This is a genomic window from Mesorhizobium ventifaucium (assembly GCF_935822925.1).
Lineage (GTDB): Bacteria > Pseudomonadota > Alphaproteobacteria > Rhizobiales > Rhizobiaceae > Mesorhizobium > Mesorhizobium ventifaucium.
The window spans coordinates 20,318-41,676 of record NZ_CAKXZS010000034.1 but is presented as its reverse complement, the minus strand read 5'-3'; the positions used below and the strand labels follow the sequence as shown (position 1 = coordinate 41,676).

At 63.4% G+C, this 21,359-nt stretch carries 19 protein-coding genes; 5 read left to right on the top strand and 14 right to left on the bottom strand.

All coding sequences use genetic code 11. The features are described 5' to 3' along the window. Positions 1-37 precede the first annotated feature (37 nt). The gene (locus NMG70_RS25665) at positions 38-739 is read left to right on the top strand and encodes an LssY C-terminal domain-containing protein (RefSeq protein ID WP_254027111.1); all 702 of its coding nucleotides are present in this window, start codon (positions 38-40) and stop codon (positions 737-739) included. A gap of 44 nt (positions 740-783) precedes the next feature. Here the strand turns inward: NMG70_RS25665 and NMG70_RS25660 are convergent, their stop codons facing one another. Beyond that, a complete protein-coding gene (locus NMG70_RS25660) occupies positions 784-1,176 on the bottom strand; it encodes a zinc-binding dehydrogenase (protein WP_254027110.1) in 393 nt (130 codons plus the stop codon). Further along, the gene (locus NMG70_RS25655; RefSeq protein WP_254027109.1) at positions 1,173-1,703 is read right to left on the bottom strand and encodes a zinc-dependent alcohol dehydrogenase family protein; all 531 of its coding nucleotides are present in this window, start codon (positions 1,701-1,703) and stop codon (positions 1,173-1,175) included. The genes NMG70_RS25660 and NMG70_RS25655 overlap by 4 nt, the downstream gene beginning before the upstream one ends. A gap of 225 nt (positions 1,704-1,928) precedes the next feature. Between NMG70_RS25655 and NMG70_RS25650 the strand changes: the two genes are divergently transcribed. Both NMG70_RS25650 and NMG70_RS25645 read left to right on the top strand, forming a co-directional pair. Continuing rightward, positions 1,929-2,843, top strand: a complete 915-nt coding sequence (locus NMG70_RS25650) for a LysR family transcriptional regulator (RefSeq protein ID WP_254027108.1) — start codon at positions 1,929-1,931, stop codon at positions 2,841-2,843. A 76-nt stretch (positions 2,844-2,919) separates the two neighbouring features. Beyond that, complete coding sequence (locus NMG70_RS25645; protein ID WP_254027107.1) at positions 2,920-4,230, top strand: hemolysin family protein; 1,311 nt, start codon at positions 2,920-2,922, stop codon at positions 4,228-4,230. 222 nt (positions 4,231-4,452) lie between these two features. On the opposite strand, the gene NMG70_RS25640 is transcribed toward NMG70_RS25645, so the two are convergent. The 5 genes from NMG70_RS25640 to NMG70_RS25620 form a co-directional block, all read right to left on the bottom strand. Further along, positions 4,453-4,839, bottom strand: a complete 387-nt coding sequence (locus NMG70_RS25640) for a YybH family protein (protein WP_167378781.1) — start codon at positions 4,837-4,839, stop codon at positions 4,453-4,455. 29 nt (positions 4,840-4,868) lie between these two features. Further along, positions 4,869-8,291 (bottom strand): adenylate/guanylate cyclase domain-containing protein, encoded by a 3,423-nt coding sequence (locus NMG70_RS25635; protein ID WP_254027106.1) that lies wholly within the window; start codon positions 8,289-8,291, stop codon positions 4,869-4,871. 404 nt (positions 8,292-8,695) lie between these two features. After that, complete coding sequence (locus NMG70_RS25630; protein WP_254027105.1) at positions 8,696-9,559, bottom strand: alpha/beta fold hydrolase; 864 nt, start codon at positions 9,557-9,559, stop codon at positions 8,696-8,698. Positions 9,560-9,570: 11 nt separating this feature from the next. Further along, positions 9,571-10,470, bottom strand: a complete 900-nt coding sequence (locus tag NMG70_RS25625; RefSeq protein ID WP_254027104.1) for an alpha/beta fold hydrolase — start codon at positions 10,468-10,470, stop codon at positions 9,571-9,573. Positions 10,471-10,656: 186 nt separating this feature from the next. After that, entirely contained in the window at positions 10,657-11,535 is an 879-nt protein-coding gene (locus NMG70_RS25620; protein WP_254027103.1) for an NmrA family NAD(P)-binding protein, read from the bottom strand. A gap of 116 nt (positions 11,536-11,651) precedes the next feature. On the opposite strand from NMG70_RS25620, the gene NMG70_RS25615 reads away from it, so the two are divergent. After that, positions 11,652-12,584: a LysR family transcriptional regulator gene (locus NMG70_RS25615; protein WP_367185593.1), complete on the top strand. Its 933-nt coding sequence runs from the start codon at positions 11,652-11,654 to the stop codon at positions 12,582-12,584. A 76-nt stretch (positions 12,585-12,660) separates the two neighbouring features. On the opposite strand, the gene NMG70_RS25610 is transcribed toward NMG70_RS25615, so the two are convergent. Both NMG70_RS25610 and NMG70_RS25605 read right to left on the bottom strand, forming a co-directional pair. Then, entirely contained in the window at positions 12,661-13,083 is a 423-nt protein-coding gene (locus NMG70_RS25610; protein ID WP_254027101.1) for a RidA family protein, read from the bottom strand. Positions 13,084-13,213: 130 nt separating this feature from the next. After that, a complete protein-coding gene (locus NMG70_RS25605) occupies positions 13,214-14,059 on the bottom strand; it encodes an SDR family oxidoreductase (protein WP_254027100.1) in 846 nt (281 codons plus the stop codon). Between the two features lie 97 nt (positions 14,060-14,156). On the opposite strand from NMG70_RS25605, the gene NMG70_RS25600 reads away from it, so the two are divergent. Then, entirely contained in the window at positions 14,157-15,059 is a 903-nt protein-coding gene (locus NMG70_RS25600; RefSeq protein WP_254027099.1) for a LysR family transcriptional regulator, read from the top strand. A gap of 346 nt (positions 15,060-15,405) precedes the next feature. On the opposite strand, the gene NMG70_RS25595 is transcribed toward NMG70_RS25600, so the two are convergent. Genes NMG70_RS25595 through NMG70_RS25575 form a run of 5 tightly spaced genes read right to left on the bottom strand, consistent with a single transcriptional unit; the run spans position 15,406 to position 21,352 of the window. Further along, positions 15,406-16,905, bottom strand: a complete 1,500-nt coding sequence (locus tag NMG70_RS25595) for an ABC transporter substrate-binding protein (RefSeq protein WP_254027351.1) — start codon at positions 16,903-16,905, stop codon at positions 15,406-15,408. 48 nt (positions 16,906-16,953) lie between these two features. Then, a complete protein-coding gene (locus NMG70_RS25590) occupies positions 16,954-18,630 on the bottom strand; it encodes a dipeptide ABC transporter ATP-binding protein (protein WP_254027098.1) in 1,677 nt (558 codons plus the stop codon). Further along, complete coding sequence (locus NMG70_RS25585; protein WP_254027097.1) at positions 18,627-19,475, bottom strand: ABC transporter permease; 849 nt, start codon at positions 19,473-19,475, stop codon at positions 18,627-18,629. Before NMG70_RS25585 ends, NMG70_RS25590 begins: the two co-directional genes overlap by 4 nt. Continuing rightward, a complete protein-coding gene (locus tag NMG70_RS25580; RefSeq protein WP_254027096.1) occupies positions 19,472-20,410 on the bottom strand; it encodes an ABC transporter permease in 939 nt (312 codons plus the stop codon). Before NMG70_RS25580 ends, NMG70_RS25585 begins: the two co-directional genes overlap by 4 nt. Positions 20,411-20,461: 51 nt before the next feature. After that, positions 20,462-21,352 carry a proline iminopeptidase-family hydrolase gene (locus tag NMG70_RS25575; protein ID WP_254027095.1) on the bottom strand — a complete coding sequence of 297 codons (891 nt, stop codon included), beginning with the start codon at positions 21,350-21,352 and terminating at the stop codon, positions 20,462-20,464. Positions 21,353-21,359 lie beyond the last annotated feature (7 nt).

Here is a 21,359-nt window from a genome sequence, read left to right as displayed (position 1 = left end):
AAGCTCTGGCCAAGTAGACTGGACGTTTAGCTTTCGCATGAGCCGACGAAGCCTTCGACGACGCGCAACGATCTGGCTGGTGGCGTTCTGTGCCGGCTATCTCGTGCTTGCCTATCTCGCCGCGCCGGAATTCTGGACCCTGCGCAATTTCCGTACGCAGCGCTTCGAGATGGTGACTCACACGCCGCAAGGCATCGCGGGCGATCCGATCAATGTCGGCCTCGTCGGCACCAAAAAAGAGCTGGTCCATGCCTTCGCCGTCGCCGGATGGGACACGGCCGACGCCCTCACACTGAAGACCGCAGTCGAGATCGGCGAAAGCGTGCTGTTCGATCGGCCCTATCCCGACGCGCCGGTCAGCCGGCTGCTGTTCGAAGGCCGTGCGCAGGATCTGGCCTTCGAGAAGGCGGTCGGCGACAGTGCCGACCGGCGTCATCACGTCCGCTTCTGGCAGACCGATGCGACCGGAGACGATGGCCGGCCGCTCTGGCTGGGTGCGGCAAGCTTCGATCGCGGCGTCGGCCTCAGCCACGACACCGGCCAGGTCACCCACCATATCGGTCCCGACATCGACGCCGAGCGCGACTTCCTGATCCGCGCCCTGTCTGCCGCAGGCATGCTGATCTCGACCAGCGAGATATCAGGCATCGGCGCGACAAAGACCGGGCGCAATGGCGGCGGCGATCCCTATTTCACCGACGGCAAGGCGGTGGTGGGCGTGCTGCGGCAGCTGCCGTAGGCGCAAGACGAAGGGCCGGCCTTCCGCCTCGAGCCTTCCGCCTGCTATCGGGACCCGGCGATCACGATCTTGCCGAACGGTCCACTCTCCAGAAGTTCGAAAGCCTGCGGCACCTCGTCGAAACCATAAACCTTGTCGATAACCGGCTTGATCGCAAGCGTCTCGATCGCCTCGTTCATCCGCTCGAAGGCGCGGCGGTGACCGATCGATATGCCCTGCACGACAATCCGGTTTTGCAGGAACGGGATGATCGGAAAGCTGAGCTCCATGCCGCCCAGAAGGCCGATGACCGACAGCCGGCCGTCGGCGCCCAATGCATTGAGCGAGCGCCGCGCATTATCGCCGCCGACCATCTCCAGCACATGCTTGACGCCTGCGCCATCGGTCAGGGCGCGCGCAACCTCGTCCCATGCCGGCTGCGTGCGATAGTTGATCACCTGCCAGCGCCGAGTTTTCTTGCCCGCTCAAGCTTCTCGTCGCTGCTTGACGTGACGATGGCGCGCAGCCCGAAGGCGGCGGCGAACTGCAGCGCAAACAGCGACACGCCGCCAGTGCCCTGGATGAGCACGGTCTCGCCCGGGACCGGTTTTGTCGCCTCGACCAGGGCAAACCACGCCGTCAACGCCGCGATCGGCAGCGTCGAGGCCTCGGCGTCGCTGAGAGAAGGCGGCGCCGCCACGGTGGCATCTTCGCGGAAAAGCACATAATCGGACAGCGTGCCGGGCAGCGACGACCCCAGCGTATGCCTGTGCAGGACAGGCGGTGCGTCGCCGTCCGGCCAATCGGCGATCACTTGGCCAAGGACGCGCTGCCCGACGCGGAAGCGGCTGACCTCGCCTCCGATGGCCACCACTTCGCCGACGGCGTCGGATGTCGGCACGAAAGGAAATGCAAGGTCCGGGATCAGCACGCCGTCGACGATCATCCTGTCCTTGTAGTTCAGCGCAACGGCTTTGATCCGCACCAGAAGGTCGCGTGGGGAATTTTTCCTTCAGCCGGCTCCAGCCTTGACAGGCCGAAACCGGTCATCTGCCAGGATTTTGTTGATCTCAGGTCTCATCTCGGTCCGCGCTCCGTTGTTGGTGGCCACGCGAGACATCTAGGCGATTTGACTATAGATAAAAGCGCTTCCATGCGGCATATTAGGAAACAAATTGAGGACTTGGATTCTACAATTAGAGGGAAGCTCATGGAATCGGCCAGCCTGCAAGGCGTCCTCGCATTCGTACAGACGGTCGAGGCCGGCAGCTTCACCGGCGCCGGCCAGCGGCTGCATGTGACCAAGTCGGCGGTCGGCAAGGCGGTCGCGCAACTGGAGCAGCGATTGGGTGTCCGCCTGCTCAATCGCACAACCCGCAGCCTGAGCCCGACCAGCGAAGGCTTGGGCTACTACGAAGCCTGCGTCCGGGCGCTGTCCGAAATCGAAGCCGCCCAGTCTTTGCTTGCAGCCCATCGGCTGGTGCCTTCCGGCCGCCTTCGCGTTGACGTGCCACTGGCCTTCGGCCGCAGATGCGTCGCACCCGTGCTCTTCGATATTTCCAAACAGTTTCCGGACCTGACGATCGAAATCTCCTTCAACGACCGGCGCGTCGACCTTATCGAGGAAGGCATCGATCTGTCGGTCCGCATGGGCGACCTCGATGACAGTCTGTCGCTCGCTGCGCGCCGCATCTACGCCCAGCGTTCGGCGATCTGCGCGGCCCCCTGCTATCTCGAAAAACACGGCAGGCCACGATCGATCGAGGAGCTCGCCAACCACAGCGTCATCGGCTATGGCCGCGACGGCATTGTCCGGCCCTGGACCGTAAGGCATGCCGACGGCCATGTTGGAAAATTCGTGCCAAGGCCGCGGCTTGTCCTCGGTCATGGCGAACCGATGCTGGATGCAGCCCTTGCCGGCTGCGGCATCGTCTTTCTGCCGACCTGGCTGGCGGCCGACAGCCTCAAGAGCGGCGAACTCGAGACGGTCCTGTCGGACTGTCTCGTCGAAGACATCGTCGTGCACGCCGTCTGGCCGGTGACGCGCAGCCTGACGCCAAAAGTCCGCGTCGTCGTTGACGCCCTGATCGAGCATTTTTCGTCGCCGCCATGGGATGCCGCATGAGATGGTTGCGCCCGCCGACATAAAAAATGACGGCCGTCTATTTTCGAAGACCGCGCCGCAATGCTATTGACCCCGCATGCTTTACGCTGAAATCGCTATCGTGGTCGTCCTCATCTGCGTGAACGGCCTTTTGGCAATGTCCGAGCTTGCCATCGTCTCGTCACGGCCTGCCCGCCTCAAGGCGATGATCGACCGCAACGTCACCGGCGCCGGACGCGCCTTGGCGCTCGGCTCCAATCCAGGCAAATTCCTGTCGTCGGTGCAGATCGGCATCACCCTGGTCGGTGTTTTGTCCGGCGCCTTTTCCGGCGCCACGCTTGGCGAGCGGCTGTCCGTGTTCCTGGCATCGACCGGCATCCGCGAAAGCCTTGCCGACCCGATCGGCGTCGGCATCGTCGTCGCCCTCATCACCTACTTCTCGCTGATCATCGGCGAACTGGTGCCCAAGCAGATCGCGCTGCGCGATCCCGAACGCGTCGCCGCCAGGGTTGCTCCGGCGATGACCATCGTCGCCACCGTCTCGGCGCCGTTGGTCTTCCTACTCGACATTTCCGGCCGCGCCATGCTGTGGCTGCTTGGCCAACGCGGTGAAAGCGAGGAGAAGGTCACCGACGAGGAGATCAAGATGCTGGTCGCCGAGGCCGAGCATCACGGCACCATCGAATCCGACGAGCGGCGCATGATCGCCGGCGTCATGCGGCTCGGCGACCGCGCCGTCCGCGCGGTGATGACGCCGCGCACCGAGGTCGACTGGATCAACCTGCAGTCCGACGACGCGGCGATCCGCAAGCTCTTGATGGAGACCCAGCATTCGCGCCTGCCAGCCGGCGATGGCAGCGTCGATGCCATGATCGGCGTCGTCCAGACCCGCGACGTGCTGGCGGCGATGCTCGGCGGTCGCGCGCTCGACCCGCGCCGGCACGTGCGCACCGCTCCCATCGTCCATGACCAGGCCGACGCGCTGGATGTCCTTTCGACGCTCAAGGAATCCAACGTGCCGATGGCACTGGTCCATGACGAATACGGCCATTTCGAAGGCATCGTCACCCCGGCTGACATACTGGAAGCCATCACCGGCGTCTTCCGGGCGGACCTCGACGCCGGCGACGAGGAAAACGCCGTCAAGCGCGAGGACGGCTCATGGCTGCTCGCCGGCTACATGCAGGCCGACGAGATGGCGGACGTTCTCGGCATCGATCTGCCCGAGAACCGCGACTACGAGACCGTCGCCGGTTACGTGCTGGCGCATCTGCACCATCTGCCGACGACCGGCGAATGCGTCGATGCGCAGGGCTGGCGCTTCGAAGTCGTCGACCTCGACGGCCGCCGCATCGACAAGCTCATCGCCACGCGCCTGCCCGGCGGCCATCGCGAAATCGCGCGGTAGCAGTCAACACAATGTGCCGCTCCGTTGTCGAGGTCCACTTTGACCCTGGGACGAACCCGCTCGCGCGGCAATGGCGCGCGAGCGGCTTCGTCCTTTGACCCTGAGCGGCCGTCCCGAGACGGAATGGCATCTTGGAAGCGGACGTCACCGAAACGGGACCAAAAACCCGCTGCGGCCGCTGAACCGCGAAGGTCCGGATGCCTGATGAGCGACGGCACAGCCTCAGTTCCAAGTGTGGAGGCAGGCCCTCCAAGATCCATCGCCTTGGCGTCTGAAGATCGTGACGATAGTTCCCTCATAACGCTGCGTTTTACCGCCTTCGCCCAAAGCGTTGGCCGACCATTTCCCTGTTGCATAGGCAATGTCGCCGACAGCCTGCGCATCGATCATCTCGATCCGATGATCCTTCACTCCAGCCGAGATCAATCCATTCCAGAAGTCTTTGATTGCGCTCGTTCCCCTGACGACTGCGTGAGTGGATGGCAACACGACCGCGTCTTGTGTGTATAGCGCAGCTACTGCGTCAGCATTGCCGCTGTTGAAGGCCGAATTCCAGCCATCATTTGCTCGCTGAATTTCGTCGCTGATATTCTCAGTTGATTGTGTCATGGCGTCCACCTTGTTTATCGCCTTCCCAATCAATTCGCGGCCCGAAGGCCTTCATTCGTTGTTGCGAGCGTCTGTGCTGCTTGCAGGTCAGGCAACGTCAGGCCCTCAGTAAACCCGGAATAAATCAGTGCGAGCCGCTCGCGCGCGCCAGGCGCGGGACAGTCGGCTCGCACGAGGCTCAGTGCAGCACGCAGTTCCCAGAAACGCGCTCCCTGAGCCCGGGCCGTCGCCAGTGCGTCCAAGAGGCGATCCCTCGAATCTCCGGTTTTGTCCTCCCCAAGTTGCAGCAGTACCTCCCCCTGCAGACGCAGTATCTCGGCCGCAAACCAACGCTCTTTAGTGCGCTCAATCCCTGCTTGCGCTGCTTCGAGCAGAAGGAATGCAGCATCGTGATCGCCAGCTCTGACCTCGATTTGCGCCTGAAGGGCGATGAAATAAGGAACCATGAATTCTGCGCCAGTCGCGCGCCACTCAGTAAGACCTCGTTGGAGTTCCAGGCGGCCACGATCGAAATCGCCCGCCTCGGCGATCGCCCAGGCGCTCAAGATTGTGGCGCCGGCGAGCCACAAGCGGAATCCGGCTTCGCTGGCGATGCGGGTCAATTCTGAACACTGTTCCTGGACGCCCTCGTGATCGCCAATGATCTGGCGGATAACCCCGCCGAAGAATAGCGGCAGCGCGAGGCTGTTGCGATGATCCACAGCATGCGCTTCAGCAACCGCTTCGTCGTTTGCCTGTAGAGCCTGATCGGGAAACCCGAGCGGCAGCAATGTGCGAGCGAGATAAACTAGGCACACGACCCGTGGATCGAAGGCGTAAACAAACGCCGGCGATCTGTGCGCTCGGGGGTCGTAAAGGGCAAGCGCCTCCTCCAGATGGATCCGGGCGCGGGTGAACTCGCCGGCAGGAAACGCACTGACGCCGGCTGCCCGATGAGCAAAAAAGGAGAGCCCGCTATCGTTGTCCGCTTCCGCCAATTCAAGCAGGCGATCCGCGACGCTACGTGCCTCAGTAAATTCGGCAGCATAGATGTGGTAAAGGGATAGGCCGTAAAGCACCGGAAAGAGCTGACGCGTCTCGCCCAGCTCTTCACAGAGTTCGCGCGCGCGACCATAGGCGTCTGCTGTGGGAGGCGCGGCAAAGCCATGCGCCGCAACATGCGTGCTGCCGAGCGCCAGCTGAATTGAAAGTTCCCGGCGCGAACGCTCTTCGGACGGGGGTAGCGCCAAAAGCCCGCTCAGGGCGTTGTCGAATCGGGCGAGCGCCTCCGTCAGGACCGAGCGTGAAAGCGCTCGGCGACCGGCCAGTTCATTGTACTCGACCGCCTTTTCCAAAAGCCCCGCCTGACCAAAGTGGTGAGCAAGCAGTTCGGGTTCCGTGGCTACGATTTCGGGGAAGCGCTCCTCGAGAATTAAGGCGATCCGAGCATGCAGCTGCTGACGGCGGCTGTGCAGCAGACTACTGTACGCCGCATCCTGCACAAGTGCATGTTTGAAGGCATAGCTCACTTGACTGTCGCTGCCACGGCGGAAAACAAGGCCCGACGCGACTAACTGGTTCGTTGCGCGCTCAAGTTCCAATTCAGGAAGGCCCGTGGCTGCGGCAAGTAGCTCGTGCGTGAACTCGCGCCCGATCACTGCTCCGACCTGCGCCACGTCCCTGATAGAATCCAAACGGTCGAGGCGGGCCATCAGCGAGTCGTGGAGCGTCGCTGGAACCGCCAGCGGAGGTAGCGGGCCAGCCAGAACCAGCTCTCCATCGCGCATTTGAAGCAGGCCTGATTCAAGGACGACCTTGGTCAGTTCTTCGACAAACAGCGGAACGCCCTCGGTCTTGGACAGAACCTGGTCCAGCACTGCGGCCGGCAACTGCTTGCCCCCTGTCATCGCCGCTATGATAGAGGCCGCCTGGGCGCGGCTGAGCCGATTGAGCGTCAAAAATGTCGCGTGCGGGAGACCACTCCACCGGACTGCGCCTTCCGGTCGCGAAGTTGCAATCAGCAGTACAGGTAGTTGCTGAATCCGGCCTGCGATTTGGTCGAATAGCTCGGCCGAGGTCGGATCTAGAAAATGCGCGTCCTCAAGCAGCATCAGCACTGGTTGGCTGTGGGCAAGAGCCTCTAGTTGCTCGATCAGCAACTCGAACGTGCGCGTCTTCTGTTTTTGCGCCACAAGATCGACCTTGGGATAGCGCCCCTCAGTCGGGATGGATAGCAATGCGGCGATCAGCGGTATTGCCTCGTTTGGGTACTTGGTCGAACCGGCGAGAAGTTGCTCGAGACAGTCAAGCTGACGGTCGGGCGGATCGGTCCGCCTTATGTCCCCGGCCCGGAGTAACTGATCCGTGACAGGATAAAGGGCGGTTTCTACGTGATAGGGGGAGCAGTAGTACCGCAGTCGCGTGTGTGCCTCGTCTTTCAAGTGCTCCCGCAGCTCTTGCAGAATACGGGACTTGCCAATGCCAGCCTCGCCGAACAGCTCGACTACTTGTCCTTCACCGGCCGCCGCGAGCCGCCACCGGTCGAGCAGCAAGGTGATATCGTGTTCGCGCCCGGTAAGCGGCGCAGATTCGTCTGCATGAAGTGCTTCGAACCGACTCTCTGCGCGGCCCTCTCCAATCACTTTGAATGCGCTGACGGGCGTGTCGAACCCTGCTAGCTTCTGCGGCCGAATGCTGGTCACCTCGAACAGGTTTCCAATAAGTCGATAGGTAAGCTCAGAGATGACTACCGTTCCCGGCTCGGCGATGGCCTGGAGCCGCGCGGCAAGATTGGGAGTCTCTCCCACGACCGCGTTCTCCTGCGCTGACCCGATGCCAATGAGGTCACCTACGACCACCACCCCGGTCGCGATCCCGACCCGAACTGAGAGTTGCTGACCGCCCTTGACGGACAGACGGTTGACAGCGCTCACTACCGCAAGCGCCGCACGGACGGCGCGTTCGGCTTCGTCTTCGTGCGCCTGCGGCCAACCGAAATAGGCCAACGCACCGTCGCCCATGAGCTTCGCGACGTGCCCCTCGAAGCGAAGGACTTCGCCCGCCGTGGTATTCTGGAACTGCCTCAGGAGGTCGCGCATCTCCTCGGGGTCAAGCCGCGTAGCGAGCGCCGTAGAACCGACGAGATCCACAAACATGACCGTCAGTTGCCGCCGTTCCGCCTCCCGGGGGCGACCAAGTTCGCCGAACCGCTCAACCGAAGCCGACATCAGAATTGGTGAGGCAGAAGCCGGCTTGGCCGACACTACCTCCGGCTGGCCTTCCATCGCGGCAATCGCCTCAAGTATTCGCTTGCGGTGGCCAAGCGCGCCAACCCCAATTTCTTTCAGGTCTTCGGCGGTGAGGCGGGGCAGGATTTCGGCATCGATTGCGTTGTCGTCGAAAACCGGAACATATTGCTCCAGGCCCAAGCTCTTGAGCCAAACTGCAACGTTCATTTGGCCTCTCAGGGCCATCGACGCCTCCTTCGGCGGGGAACGAGTTTATCATAATGACATTGCGATAACACGCTCCTTCGTGCATCCACGACGCCGGCGCGACGTGCACGAGCCTCTCGCAGCGGTGCCCTCCGCCCTTAGCGCTCCGCGCCGGGCTGGACCTTGGTATCTTCACCGGGCTCGATGGCAGCGGTGACTGCTGACAGCCGTGGGGCCGCGCTCAAAGTCGAGCCCAACCGTCTGTCGCGGCTCCTCTACGCGCTCGCCAGCATCGGTCTCCTCGAAGTTGGGCGCTGGCGACGGCACGGGGCATCTGCGAGCATAGCCGGGCTGTTTAGGAAGCCCAGGAATGCTGCCGCCGGATAAGGTCATGGCGGGCCGCGAGCGTAGCACAGCGCGCTTCATATTGGCGCGAGCGGTGCTCAAGGTCGCCGCGTTCGCTCAATAAAGTCAATCATCAACGCGGCTGCCGCCTCGGCGTGGGTTTCAAGGAGAAAGTGGCCGCCGTCGAAGATGTGCGCTTCCATACGCGGAAGGTCTCGCATCCACGACAGTGTTTCGGCGATATCGAAGAACGGGTCGTGGCGGCCCCACAGCATGAGCGCCGGCGGTTGCCACGTTTCGATATAGTCGGCAATGATACTGAAGCGAGCGGCATGGTTGGCGTAGTCGGCGAGGAGCGCGCGTTGTGTTTCCATGCCGCCAGGCTGCTTCATCACCCTCCAGTCCTCGATCCACGGTTCGCCTTTGATCCGGGCGGCGACATCCTCCGGCAAGCCGCCCATGTATTGCTCGCGGGTGCCTTCCAAAGTCAAAAACGCGGTAGCCTGCCTTTCGTTCTCTTTTGTGGGATTTGACCAGAACTCGAATGTCGCTTGCCATTGCGGTCCGAACCCTGTGCGGTGTGCGTTGGCGCTCTGAATGATAAGGCCGGAGACGAGGTCGGGGGATTGCATAGCGACCTGGAGACCTACAGGCGCGCCCCAATCGTGCAGGTAGATGAAGCGCCGATCGATCCCGAGATGACTTAGGAGCTCTTGGATTGCGCCGCTGAACGCTTCGAACGAGGGCGCGGGCAACGGCGCCGATTGGCCGTAGCCAGGCAAGTCGGGTGCGATGACGAAGGCGACGCGCGCAAGGCCGGGAATGATGCCCTGGAAGGTGCGCGACGAGCTCGGGAAGCCGTGCAGGAGCAGCAGCGCGGGATTGGACGCATCTCCCGCGGTGATGAAGGAAAGCTCGGTCCCGCCGGACAGGCGCAGCCGCTGTTGCGTGGGGGATGTCATGCCTGCACTCCTCACACTGGTCCGGGATGGGCGGGGCGTTGATCAGGGTGCATCTCCTGTGTTCGCTTGATGAAGTCGATCATGAGGGAGAGTGCTGGTTCGGCGTGCGTCTCAAGCAGGAAATGCCCGCCGTCGAAAATATGAGCCTCCATACGTGGCAGATCCTGCATCCAGGACAGCGTTTCGGCGATATCGAAATAGGGGTCGTGACGGCCCCACAGCATGAGCGCCGGCGGTTGCCATTTCTTCAGATACGCGGCGATCGTATCGAAACGCTCGGCATGGCTTTTGTAGTCGCCGATTAGCGCGTGGTGGGTCTCCATGCGGCCGGGAAGATTCATCACCCTCCAGTCCTCGACCCAGGGTTCGCCCCTGATCGTGGCGGCGACATCCTCTGGCAGGCCGCCGGTATATTGCTCGCGCGTGAATTCAAAGGTCAGGTCGGGGGTCGCGGCCGCTTCGTTCTCTTTTGTCGGTTCTGACCAGAATTTCAACACGGCGTCCCAAACGGGGCCGAAGCCGGTTCGATGCGCGTTTGCGTTCTGAATGATGAGACCCGAAACCAGCTCGGGCGCTTGCGTGGCAATCTGCAGACCCACGGCGGCGCCCCAGTCATGAATGTGGATGAAGCGGTGCCCGATCGCGAGGTGGGACAGCAATTCGGAAATCGCATCGCTGATCGCGGCGAAGGCGGGTGTCGGCGGGACGTCGGACTGGCCATGGCCCGGGAGGTCGGGCGCGATCACATAGGCTGCGCCCGCCAGACCTGGAATCACATCTCGGAATGCACGTGCGGAGCTGGGAAACCCATGCAGGAGGAGCAAAGCGGGGTTGGATGGATCGCCCGCAGTGACGTAGGCAAGCTCGGTTCCACCGGAGAGACGCAAATGGCGTGAGGCAGGTAGTCTCATGTCAGATTCCCTTTTTGCCGTCCGGAATGGAGTTAATCCAAACCAGTGGCGCGAGTTCCGCATGTCGCCGACAGCGTTGGCCGGCGAGACGCGGGGGTATTGCGGCCGAAAACGTTCCCTGCAAGTGGCTGGAAACCCGTGATCCACCCCTGTTTCGGATTCGGCCGTCGCTACTTGGCCGAGGGATCAGCGGCCGGCTGGTTCAACCGTTGCGACAACGCGCGCTATCGCCGTCGCCAGGGAGATCGCGCCGCGCCGGTGCTCGCTGCTGTCCTGGCGCATGAACAGGCCGTTGGCGATTCCCTCGTACATACCGAGCAGCGCGTCTGCCACCTCGCCAGGCACGCCTTCCTCGGCAAGCAGCGCGGCACGCTTCTCCGGCGGAACAAGCACAGGCGTTACCGGCCGGCCGAGAACTTCCGCGAAGGCCGATGCCACATCGCCGGCGCTCCAGTCTTCCGGTCCGCCCAGTTCCACGACCCGCTTGCCTGTCCATTCCTCGCACAGCACGGTCGCTGCCGCGCGCCCGACATCGATCGTGCTCACCAACGGGATTTTCTGCGAGGGCTCGATAAAGGTCGGCAATATGCGTTGCGACAGGACCGGTTGCGCCACCTCGCTCCAGGTTTCGACAAAATACCCCGACCGCAGGAAAGCGGTGGCGGGTGCCACGCCGTCGAGCAGCGCCTCGAACCGGTTGAGGGTGGCGATGACGCCGGTGCCGGAGGCATGCTGCGCTCCGATGGACGACAGGACGACGGCCTTTGGCAGACCTGCACGCCGTGCCGCATCGGCAAGCGCGGCGCCGATTTCTTGCGTGCGCTGATAGGGATCACCGCTCACCGGCGGCGGGTTGAGCAGGAATGCTCCCGATGCCCCCATAAGCGCAGCGGCCATCGCGTCGGCATCTTCCATGTTTGCGACAGCCACCTCCGCGCCAAGGGCTGTCCATTTTTTACCCTGCTCTGGGTGACGCAGGACGACGCGCACGGCTTCGCCGCCTGCGATCAGGGCGCGCGCTACCTCGCCGCCGGCGCGTCCGTTTGCTCCAAGCACGACATACATCACTTCTTCTCCTTCAGCTCGCCTGACCTTCATCTCGCTTGACCTTCATCTCGCTTGACGGGGGAACAATAGGCGCAGGCATTCCATGCGTCGCATGCATGGTGTATATAGTCACCATGCGCGAAGTGGATTTACGCCGGATCGACCTGAACCTGCTGGTGGCGCTCGAAGCGCTGCTGGACGAGAAGAACGTCACCCGTGCCGCAAGCCGGCTCGGCATGAGCCAGCCCGCCGCGAGCCGAGCGCTCGGCCGATTGCGCGCGCTGTTTTCGGACGCGCTGCTGGTCGATGGACCGGGCGGCTACATCCTCAGCGCCCGTGCGGAAGAGGTGCGCCCCGTGCTGCGCGGCATATTGGCGGGTGTGAGAGACATGGTGGAGGCGAACGCGTTCGATCCCGCCACGGCCACCGGCCGGATCCGGCTGCTGATGCCCGATCTCCAGGCCGCCGTGCTCGCGCCGCATCTGCTCGCCCGCCTTGGTCGCGAGGCGCCGTCCCTCGATCTCGATATCGTCGCGCCGGGCTCGGACGCCGTCGAAGCGCTGGAGCAGGGTATCGCGGATGCGATGGTGGCGCTGGTCGACGAAGCCCCAGCCGGCATCCGTCGGCGCGGCCTCTATGACGAGAAGCTCGTGACGCTGATACGCGCGGAGCACCCAGCGCTCGCCCGAAAGCTGACGCTCGAGCGTTTCCTGGAGCTTGAGCATATCGTGGTGAGCGTCACAAGCGCCGGGCCTGCGCCTGTCGACGAGGCGCTTGCCCGCATCGGGCGAACGCGACGGGTGAAACTGCGCGTGCCGAACTTCTTCGCGGCGGTCGAGATCGCCGCTCGCTCCGACCTGATCATGACCCTGCCTTCGAGCCTGGCGCGAGCGGCCGCCAACATGAAGCGCTTCGTATCGTTGCCGCCGCCGCTCGATCTTGGCAGCTTCACGATGAGCCTTGTCTGGCACGCGCGCCAGCAGGACGCGCCCAGGCATATATGGTTGAGACGTGCCATTGTCGCGGCGGCGGCCGATATGTCATCGGCGACTGACGTTGGAAACTGAGGCCGCAAAGCGGCTCTCTGGAGCACAACGCCTCGAGCCGACTCCGCGTTCAGTACAGAAATTGCAGGGCGAGCGATCAGCGCTTGCCCGCCGGCTGGCCGCTGGTCGTCGAAGGGATGCGGGCGATGACCTTGATCTCGAAATCGAAGCCGGCAAGCCAGTTGACGCCTACCGCCGTCCAGTTCGGATAGGGAGGTCCGCCGATCTCTTCCGCCCGGACGGCCAGCACCGTTTCGATCTGTTCGTCCGGGTTGGTGTGGAAGGTGGTGACGTCGACAACGTCGTCGAAGCTGCACCCGGCGGCGGCCAGGACCGCGCGCAGATTGGCGAAGGCCCGCCGAACCTGATCCTCGAATTCGGGCTCGGGCGAGCCGTCCTCACGGCTCCCGACCTGACCCGACACGAAGAGAAGATCGCCGGAGCGAATGGCCGCGGAATATCGATGGATATCGTATAACGCGTGGCGTTTGGCCGGATAGATGGCGTCACGTGCAGGCATTTCGTGTTCCTTTCTGTCTTGATAACGGGAGCGGGCCGGCAGCGGGCCGGAGCCGGGGGAATCTATCGGGATCAACTGGCGGAGCTGCACGACGGTACCATGCAGCTGTGGATCGGCCGGACAGGGTGGGTCACAGCCGCGCCAACTCCTCGTCGGTGAAATCCGCCGCGACGGCGACGTCCTTCTGCCGGTCGAGTTCCTCGATGCGCCCGCCGAGTGCCCTGCGGATGCCGGCATAAGCTTCGGCGCCGAGCACCAGCCGCTTCGGAAGCGGACCATCCTGGTCGGCAAGCCTGATCATTGCGTCCGTCATGCGCTCGGGGTCGCCCTTGATCACCCAGGAGCCAAGCGCTTCGCGGACCTGATCGGCGGGGGTGCCCTCGTAGGCCGCGAGCGGCTCGGTCCGCGCGAGATTGCCGCCGAACCCGGTCCGCGCGGGCCCGGGTTCCACCAAGGTGAACTCGATGCCGAAGGGAGCCGCCTCCTGCGCCACGGACTCGACGAACCCCTCGATACCCCACTTGGTCGCGTGATAGAGGCTGAAAGCCGGATAGGCGATCTGGCCTCCCTCGCTCGATACCTGTAGAATACGCCCGCCACCCTGGCTGCGCAGATGCGGCAACGCCGCCCGGATGAGTGCGATCGGGCCGACGAGATTGGTGTCGATGATGTCCCGAACCTGCACATCGCCAGCCTCTTCCGCCGCGCCGAACAGGCCATAGCCGGCATTGCTGACGACGATGTCGATCCGAGCGGATGCGGCGAAGGCGCGGTCGACCGCGGCACGGACCGAGCTCTGGTCCTTGAGGTCCATTGCAACGATGCGGAGCCGTTCGGGGTAGCGTGCACGCAGGTCGGGAAGTGCGCCCTCGCTGCGGCTGGCACCGGCGACGCGGTCTCCCCTGATCAGGGCCTTCTCCGCCAGCAGCCGGCCTAGACCGGACGACACACCCGTTACGAGCCAGGTCTTTGCCATTTCTCATATCTCCAATTGATCCAGGCAGGAGATAGGGCAATCCCATTGCGTGCATTAGCCGTTGAAATCGGCATGAGTTGATGCAAAATCCCCATCAATGCCCCGCCCGTCGCTCAACGATCTTACCGCCTTCGTGGCTGTTGCCACACACCGCAGCTTCCGCCGCGCAGCGGACGAGATCGGCACGGCACCTTCCACATTGAGCCACGCCATGCGTGCGCTCGAGGAACGCATGGGGGTGCGCCTTCTGAACCGCACCACACGCAGCGTCTCACCGACGGAAGCCGGTTTCCAGTTGCTCGATCGCCTTCAGCCGGCGCTCGCCTCGCTGGACGAGGCGCTCGACAGCGTCGCGGGGTTCCGGGGCAATGTCGCGGGCACCGTCCGCATCAACGCACCGCGATTGGTGGCCGGGCTTCTCGTTCGCGGGGTTCTTCCGCGCATGGCGGAGCGCCATCCGGACGTGACCGTAGACATCGTCGTCGAGGGGCGGCTCATCGACATCGTGTCCAGCGGGTTCGATGCCGGCGTGCGCCTCCTCGGATCGGTCCCCAAGGACATGGTCGCCGTGCCGCTTGCACGCAGGTTGACGTTCATCTGTGTCGCCTCGCCCGCCTATCTCGATCGCTTTGGCGACCCGGGAACCCCCGAGGAATTGCAACGCCACCGCTGCATCGGCCACCGTATGCCCAGCGGCAAGCTTTACCGATGGGAGTTCGAACGCGCCGGCCAGGAACTCGTGATCGACGCAAACGGCTCCATCGTCCTCGACGACGAGGAGCTGATGGTCGAAGCCGCAATAGAGGGTCTGGGCATCGCCTACGTGGCCGATTGGGCCGCCGAAGCGGCCATATCCGACGGCCGGCTGCGCAAGGTCCTGACCGCATGGATGCCCGCTCCGGAAGAAGTTGCGGTTTACTACCCCGGACATCGAGCCGTACCGCCCGCACTGCGGGCTTTTCTCGATGTCGTCAAGGACCTGCGGAAGAAAGAACCTTGACCAAAGCGACGAGCAGCCGCGCCGGCCGTTGGGCCAGGGATTCGGAGTGCTCGGTTCGTTGCTATTGCGCCAACGAACCAGTGTTCTGCCTCAGTGCGGACGAATCCTGCATTGGGCCGATGACCAGTTTCAATCGGTCAGGCTGAAGCAGGCGATGACGCAAGTTGGGGGCGAGTGCGGACCGTCCGCAATCAGCGCGGAACTGTCAAAAAGCGGAAGTAGCGACAGCAGCAGATCGCTCACCTGTCCCAACAAACGACGCGCGGTGAGACGGGCGGCACGCCAAGCGTGCTGTCAGGGCTGGGCGGAACGCCGAGACCGGCGTCCCGTGGCTTCGTTCACAAGTCTAGTTCTTGACCACGTCTTCCAGAAAGAACCGGCCGAGCGGATTCTGGTAGAAGTTCTCGATGTTATTACGCGAGACGTTGATGAACGGGCTGTAGTACAGATCGATCCAGTTGACGTCCTCTTTGGCCATCTTCTGCAGATCGGTGTACATTTGCTCGCGCTTGGCCGGATCCATCTCGATGCGCGCCGCCGCGACCAGCTCCTTGACCTTCTCGTTGTTGTAGCGGGTCATGTAATTCATGTTCGCGTCGTGGCCGAGAACGAAGGTGGTCTTCTGGTCTGGGTCGAGGATGTCGTTGGTCCAGTAGTTGACACAGATGTCATAGTCGCCGGCCACCAGCATGTCCCATTCCTGGCTCGGGTCGACCTTCTGGATGTTGACGGTGACTCCGGCTTTGGCGAGTTGCTGCTGCAGCAGCACGGCCGTCTGCTCGACGATCTCGTCGCCGGCCCGCACGACGTAGTTGAGCGTCAGGTCCGAGGCCCCGGCGTCGGCCAGCATCTGCTTGGCCTTTTCCGGATCGTAGGGCCGCTTCAGATTGTCGGCGTAGTAATAGAGCGCGCCCTTCGGGACGTAGGAATTTGCGACCTCGCCGTAGCCGAACGTCACCGTGTCGACCACAGCCTGCTCGTCGATGGCGATGTCGAGGGCCTGCCGCACCTCCTTCTTCGTCAGCGCGCCATGCTCGTGGTTAATCAGCAGGTGATCCTCGCGGGTCGACGGGTCGAGATGGACGGTGAGGTTGGAATCCTTCTGCAGTTCGGCCACGCGTGAGAACGGCACAAAGATCGCGGTATCGAGCTGGCCGGCCTGCACGTTCAGCATGCGGGTGTTATCGTCCGGCACGGAGATCCACTCGACGCCGTCGAGGCTGACACGATCGGCCTCCCAGAAATGCGGGTTTTTCGCCAGGATGACACGGTCGCCGCGCCTCCATTCCGTGATGGTGAAGGCGCCAGAGCCGATGGGTGTTTCGGCATATTTCTCCGGACCGAGCGTCTCGAAGCCCTTCTTGGAAAGAACCGAGGCGATCGGGAAGGCCAGCGTCGCCAGGAACGGCGCGGTCGCCTGCTTGAGTTTGATCGTGACGGTCTTTGGATCGGTTGCCTCGACCGTATCCATCACCTTGAAAGGATCCGCCCACAGCGAGCCCTCGTCATCCCTGATGCGGGTGAGGCTGAACACCACGTCGTCGGCCGTCAGGTCGGAGCCGTCCGAGAACTTCGCGTCGCGCAGCTTGAGCGTATAGGTGAGGCCGTCCGGACTGACCTCCCAACTCTCGGCGAGACCGGGCTCCAGCTTGGTGCCCGTCTTGTCGACGCGGATCAGCACGTCATAGACGTTGGCGAACACCCACAGGTCGATGTTCTGGGCGGTCTTGATCGGATCGAAGGTGGTCGAGTCTTCGCGCCGGCCAATCGTGAGTACGCCGGCGGCTTCTGCGAGCGTCGCCCCCAGGGACAGGCTGGTCATAACGGTGACCAAGCCGATGCGCATCCATTTGCTTCTTAACATCGGTATTCCCCTTCTGGTTTGCCTTTGGTTTCAGTTTGCGACCCCGTAGGCCTGCGGGGTCGCCATCTTCGAGGGAGCAAGCAGCGGCTTGTCCGGATCGATATGCGGAACGGCGGCAATCAGCGCGGCGGTGTAGGCATGCTTCGGCCGGGAGAACACTTCCTCCGACCGACCTTCCTCGACGATCACGCCGCGGTGCATCACCACAACACGCTGGCAGAGATTGCGAACGATTGCGAGATCGTGGGCGATAAATATCAGCGTGAGCGACATACGTTCCACCAGTTCGCGGAACAACTCCACGATCTGCGCCTGGATGGTGACGTCGAGGGCGGCCACGCACTCGTCCGCAATGATAAGTTTCGGGTCGACGGCGAGCGCGCGAGCTATGCCGGCCCGCTGGCATTGGCCGCCGCTCATCGAGCGCGGCTTGCGGTCGAGGAACGCGCGCCCCAAGCCGACCAGGTCGAGCAGTTCGCCGCAGCGTGCCGGAATTTGCGCGGTCTCGATCTTGCCCTGTACCCGCAGGACCTCCGCCAGCATCTTGCCAACGGTAAGATGAGGATTGAGGGCGTTGTAGGGGTCCTGGAAAACCATGGCGGTTTGACGTCGCAGCATGCCGAGGACTGCGCGACCCGATGCGATGTCCGTACCATCGAACCGTATCGTGCCTGACGAGACCGGCGTAAGTCCAAGGACGGCGCGCGCCAGAGTGCTCTTGCCGCTTCCGGATTCGCCCACAATGCCGACCGTTTCGCCCGGCATGACACGGAGTGTGACCCCATTGACGGCATCAACCGCGCCTCGCCGGAACAGGCCGCCCGTGGCGAAGCGCACGTGCAGCTTCTCGATGTCGACCACCGGCACCGCTCCGGGTGTCCGGAGCTTCTCAGCCTTTGCCGGCATGTCCTCCTCCGGCAGCGAAGGATGACTGGCGATCAGCGAACGGGTGTAGGCATGCGCCGGCGCCGCAAGCAGACCGCGCTTCTCTCCAATCTCCACCAGTCGACCTTGCCACATCACCGCGATGCGGTCGCAGACTTGGGCGACGATGCCGAGATCGTGGGTGACCAGGATCACCGAGAGTCCACGCCTGGCACGGATGTCCATCAGAAGCCGCAGGATCTGCGCCTGTATCGTCACGTCGAGTGCCGTCGTCGGCTCGTCGGCGATCAGGATCCTGGGATTGCTCGACAGCGCCGCGCCGATCATGGCGCGCTGGCGCATGCCGCCGGAGAATTCGTGCGGGTAGCTGTCGTATTGCCGAGCCGGATCCGGAAACCCGACCTGGGCGAGGATATCCACCGCCGCGGCGCGCGCCGCCTTGGCGTCCAGCCGCTGGTGAAAGCGGATGCCCTCGGTGATCTGGTCGCCGATCCTCATGACCGGGTCGAGATGGCTGCTCGGATTCTGAAAGATCATGCCGATTTCACCGCCGCGCACCGCGAGCATCTCGGCTTCCGGCGCGGTCGTCAGCTCACGCCCGGAAAGTGTGATCGAGCCGCCGCTGATCCTGAGCCGGCTCGATGGCAGCAGCCTAACGAGTGAGCGGCAGAGCAGGCTCTTGCCCGACCCGCTCTCGCCGACCAGCCCGAGCACTTCTCCCGGGGCGAGATCAAGCGACACGGCATCAAGCAGGGTACGCTCCCCGCCGTCACCGTCATGGACGACCGTCAGGTCGGTGACCTTGAGCAGCGCCGCGATCACTCGTGAACCCCGAACAAATCGGCCAGCCCGTCGCCGATCATGCTGAAGGCGAAGGCGAGCGTCACGATCGCAAGCCCCGGGAACAGTGTAATCCACCAGGCGGTGGTGACGAAGGCTTGGCCTTCCGCCACCATCACGCCCCACTCCGCGACTGGCGGCTGCACGCCCAGCCCGAGATAGCTAATGGCCGCGCCACTCAGCAGGACGAGGACCGCGTCGGACATCGCGAAGACGACCGAGCCGGCAGCGGCATTGGGCAGGAGGTGACGGAACATGATGCGCATGCGGCTGAAGCCGAGGCTGACCGCCGCAACCGCGTAGTCGTGGTTCTTGAGCACGAGCATCTGGGCGCGGATGAGCCGCGCGTAGGAAACCCAGCCGACGAGGGCCATGGCGATGTAAAAACTGGCCAGGCCAGGCCCGAGGATCGCAATGATCGACAGCATCAATACCAAGAACGGGAAGGCCAAGATGACGTCGACCAGCCGCATGAAGATGGCGTCGACTATCCCGCCGAAGAACCCGGCTACCGTGCCCACCGTGGTGCCGATGAGAAAGGGAAAGATAACGCCGATGACGGCGATCTTGAGGTCGATGCGCGTGCCCCAGATGACGCGCGAGAGGATGTCGCGGCCGAAATTGTCGGTCCCGAACGGGTGCAGCCAGGACGGCCCCTGGAGCCGTGCTGTCGCGTCCTGGGCGATCGGATCGTAGGGCGCGATCAGCGGCGCGCCGAGCGCGAGGACGACGAACGCCCCAAGCAGGAAGACGCCGGCCGCCAGCGTACCGCGGCGGCGAAAGCGGCCCTTCCTGCCGAGCGCGGGCGCGGCCAAGGGCTCGCTCACAGCTTCACCCTCGGATCGAGAGCCACCGTGACGATGTCAGCCAGGAAGTTGATCAGCACGGTGGCGCAGGCGAAGACCATGGCCACGCCCTGCACGACCATGTAGTCGCGCGAGAAGATGGCGCGCACCAGCAGCTGGCCCATGCCGGGCAGCGCGAAAACGGTCTCCACCACGACGGTGCCGCCTAGCAGCCAACCTATGTTTACGGCGAGAAGGTTGACGGTCGGCACCAACGAATTTGGCAGCACGTGGCGCCAGAACACGATGCTCTCCGGCATGCCGCGCGCGCGCGCGGCAGTCGCCACGTCGGACTTCAAGCCTTCGACCATCGCCGCACGCAAGCTGCGCGCCAGAACGGTCGACAGCGACAGCGAGACAGTGAGGCTCGGCAGCACGAGATGTGCAAGCTTTTCAGAAAGCGTGTTGCCGTAACCGGACACCGGGAGAATGGCGAGTTCGACGCTGAACAGGATGATCAGCATCAGGCCGAGCCAGAAGGGCGGGAAGCCGATGCCGAAGGTGGAAACGATGCGGATAACTTGGTCGGCCAGCCTGCCCTGATTGCGCGCCGCGATCGCCGCCACCGGCACGGCGATCAATACCGACAGCACAACGCTGCAAAGCACCAGCGTCAGAGTGGGCTCGATGCGCGTGGCGATCAGCTTCAGCACATCGATCTTGTAGAGGATCGAGCGCCCCATCTCGCCGTCCGCGAGGTTGCGCAGGAAGTAGAAATACTGGGCGAGCATGGGCTCATCGAGGCCGTACTGCGCGCGGACGCGGGCGATCGCTTCGGGGGTGGCGCGGGTACCGAGCAGAACGCGAGCGGGGTCGCCGGGGATCAGCCGGACAAGGATGAACGTGATCACGCTGATGCCGAACAGCACCGGCAGGAACTGAAGCGGACGGTATAGAACGAACTTATAGCGGTGCATGGCCCTGAGGTGTTTCCCCGTCCGCTCCCTTTCCCCTGCATTCCGCCTGCATCAGCCTGCCTTGTTGCGCGAGAGGAACCCTAAAAGGATCGGATAGTATGCAGCTGGGTTCTCGTAGAAGGGCATGTGACTCGCATTCGGGATGATGTGCAACTCCGACTGCGGCAGGTCAAGCTTCATGCGCAGACCACAGGCTGGTGTCAGTTCGTCGTGCTCGCCATGCGTGATCAGCACCGGCACCTTGATCCTGGGCAGGTCGGGCACCCGGTTCCAGTCCTTGAGATTGCCGATGTAGAGAAACTCGTTCGGACCTTGCATGGTCGCGTAGGGTCCCATGTTCCAGTCGTCGAGCGAGCGGCGCACCGGCGCCGGCCATTCGGGCAGGCGGCAGACATGGCGGTAGTTGAGGATCGTCACCGCCGCCATGTATTCCGGATGATCGTAGGTTCCCTGCGCCTCGTGCTTCTGCATCATCGATACGGTCTCGGGTCCCAGCGAGGCGCGCAGACGTTCCAGTTCCAGAACAAGATGCGGCATGTCGGCGACGGTATCCTCGAGGATCAACGTCTGCAGGTTCTCCTGGTAGGCAAGCGCATATTCGATCGCCAGCCAGCCGCCCCAGGAATGACCCAGCATGTGTACATTGCCGAGTCCCAGCGTCTTGCGAACCGTCTCGGTCTCCTCGACGTAGCGCGCGATAGTCCAGAGCGAGGTGTCCGTCGGCCGGTCGGAGGCGCCGGTGCCAAGCTGGTCGAACGCCACGACCCTGTATCCCTGGTCTACCAGGCAGGAGTGCGATTCGCGAAGGTAGTCGCAGGCCAGGCCAGGCCCGCCGTTGAGGCAGAACACCGTCTCGGTGCTGGAGCCGAAGCTGTAGGCGACGACCTTAAAGCCGTCGACATTTACCTCGATGCGATCGTCGGCCGCCATCTCACGCCACATGATACGC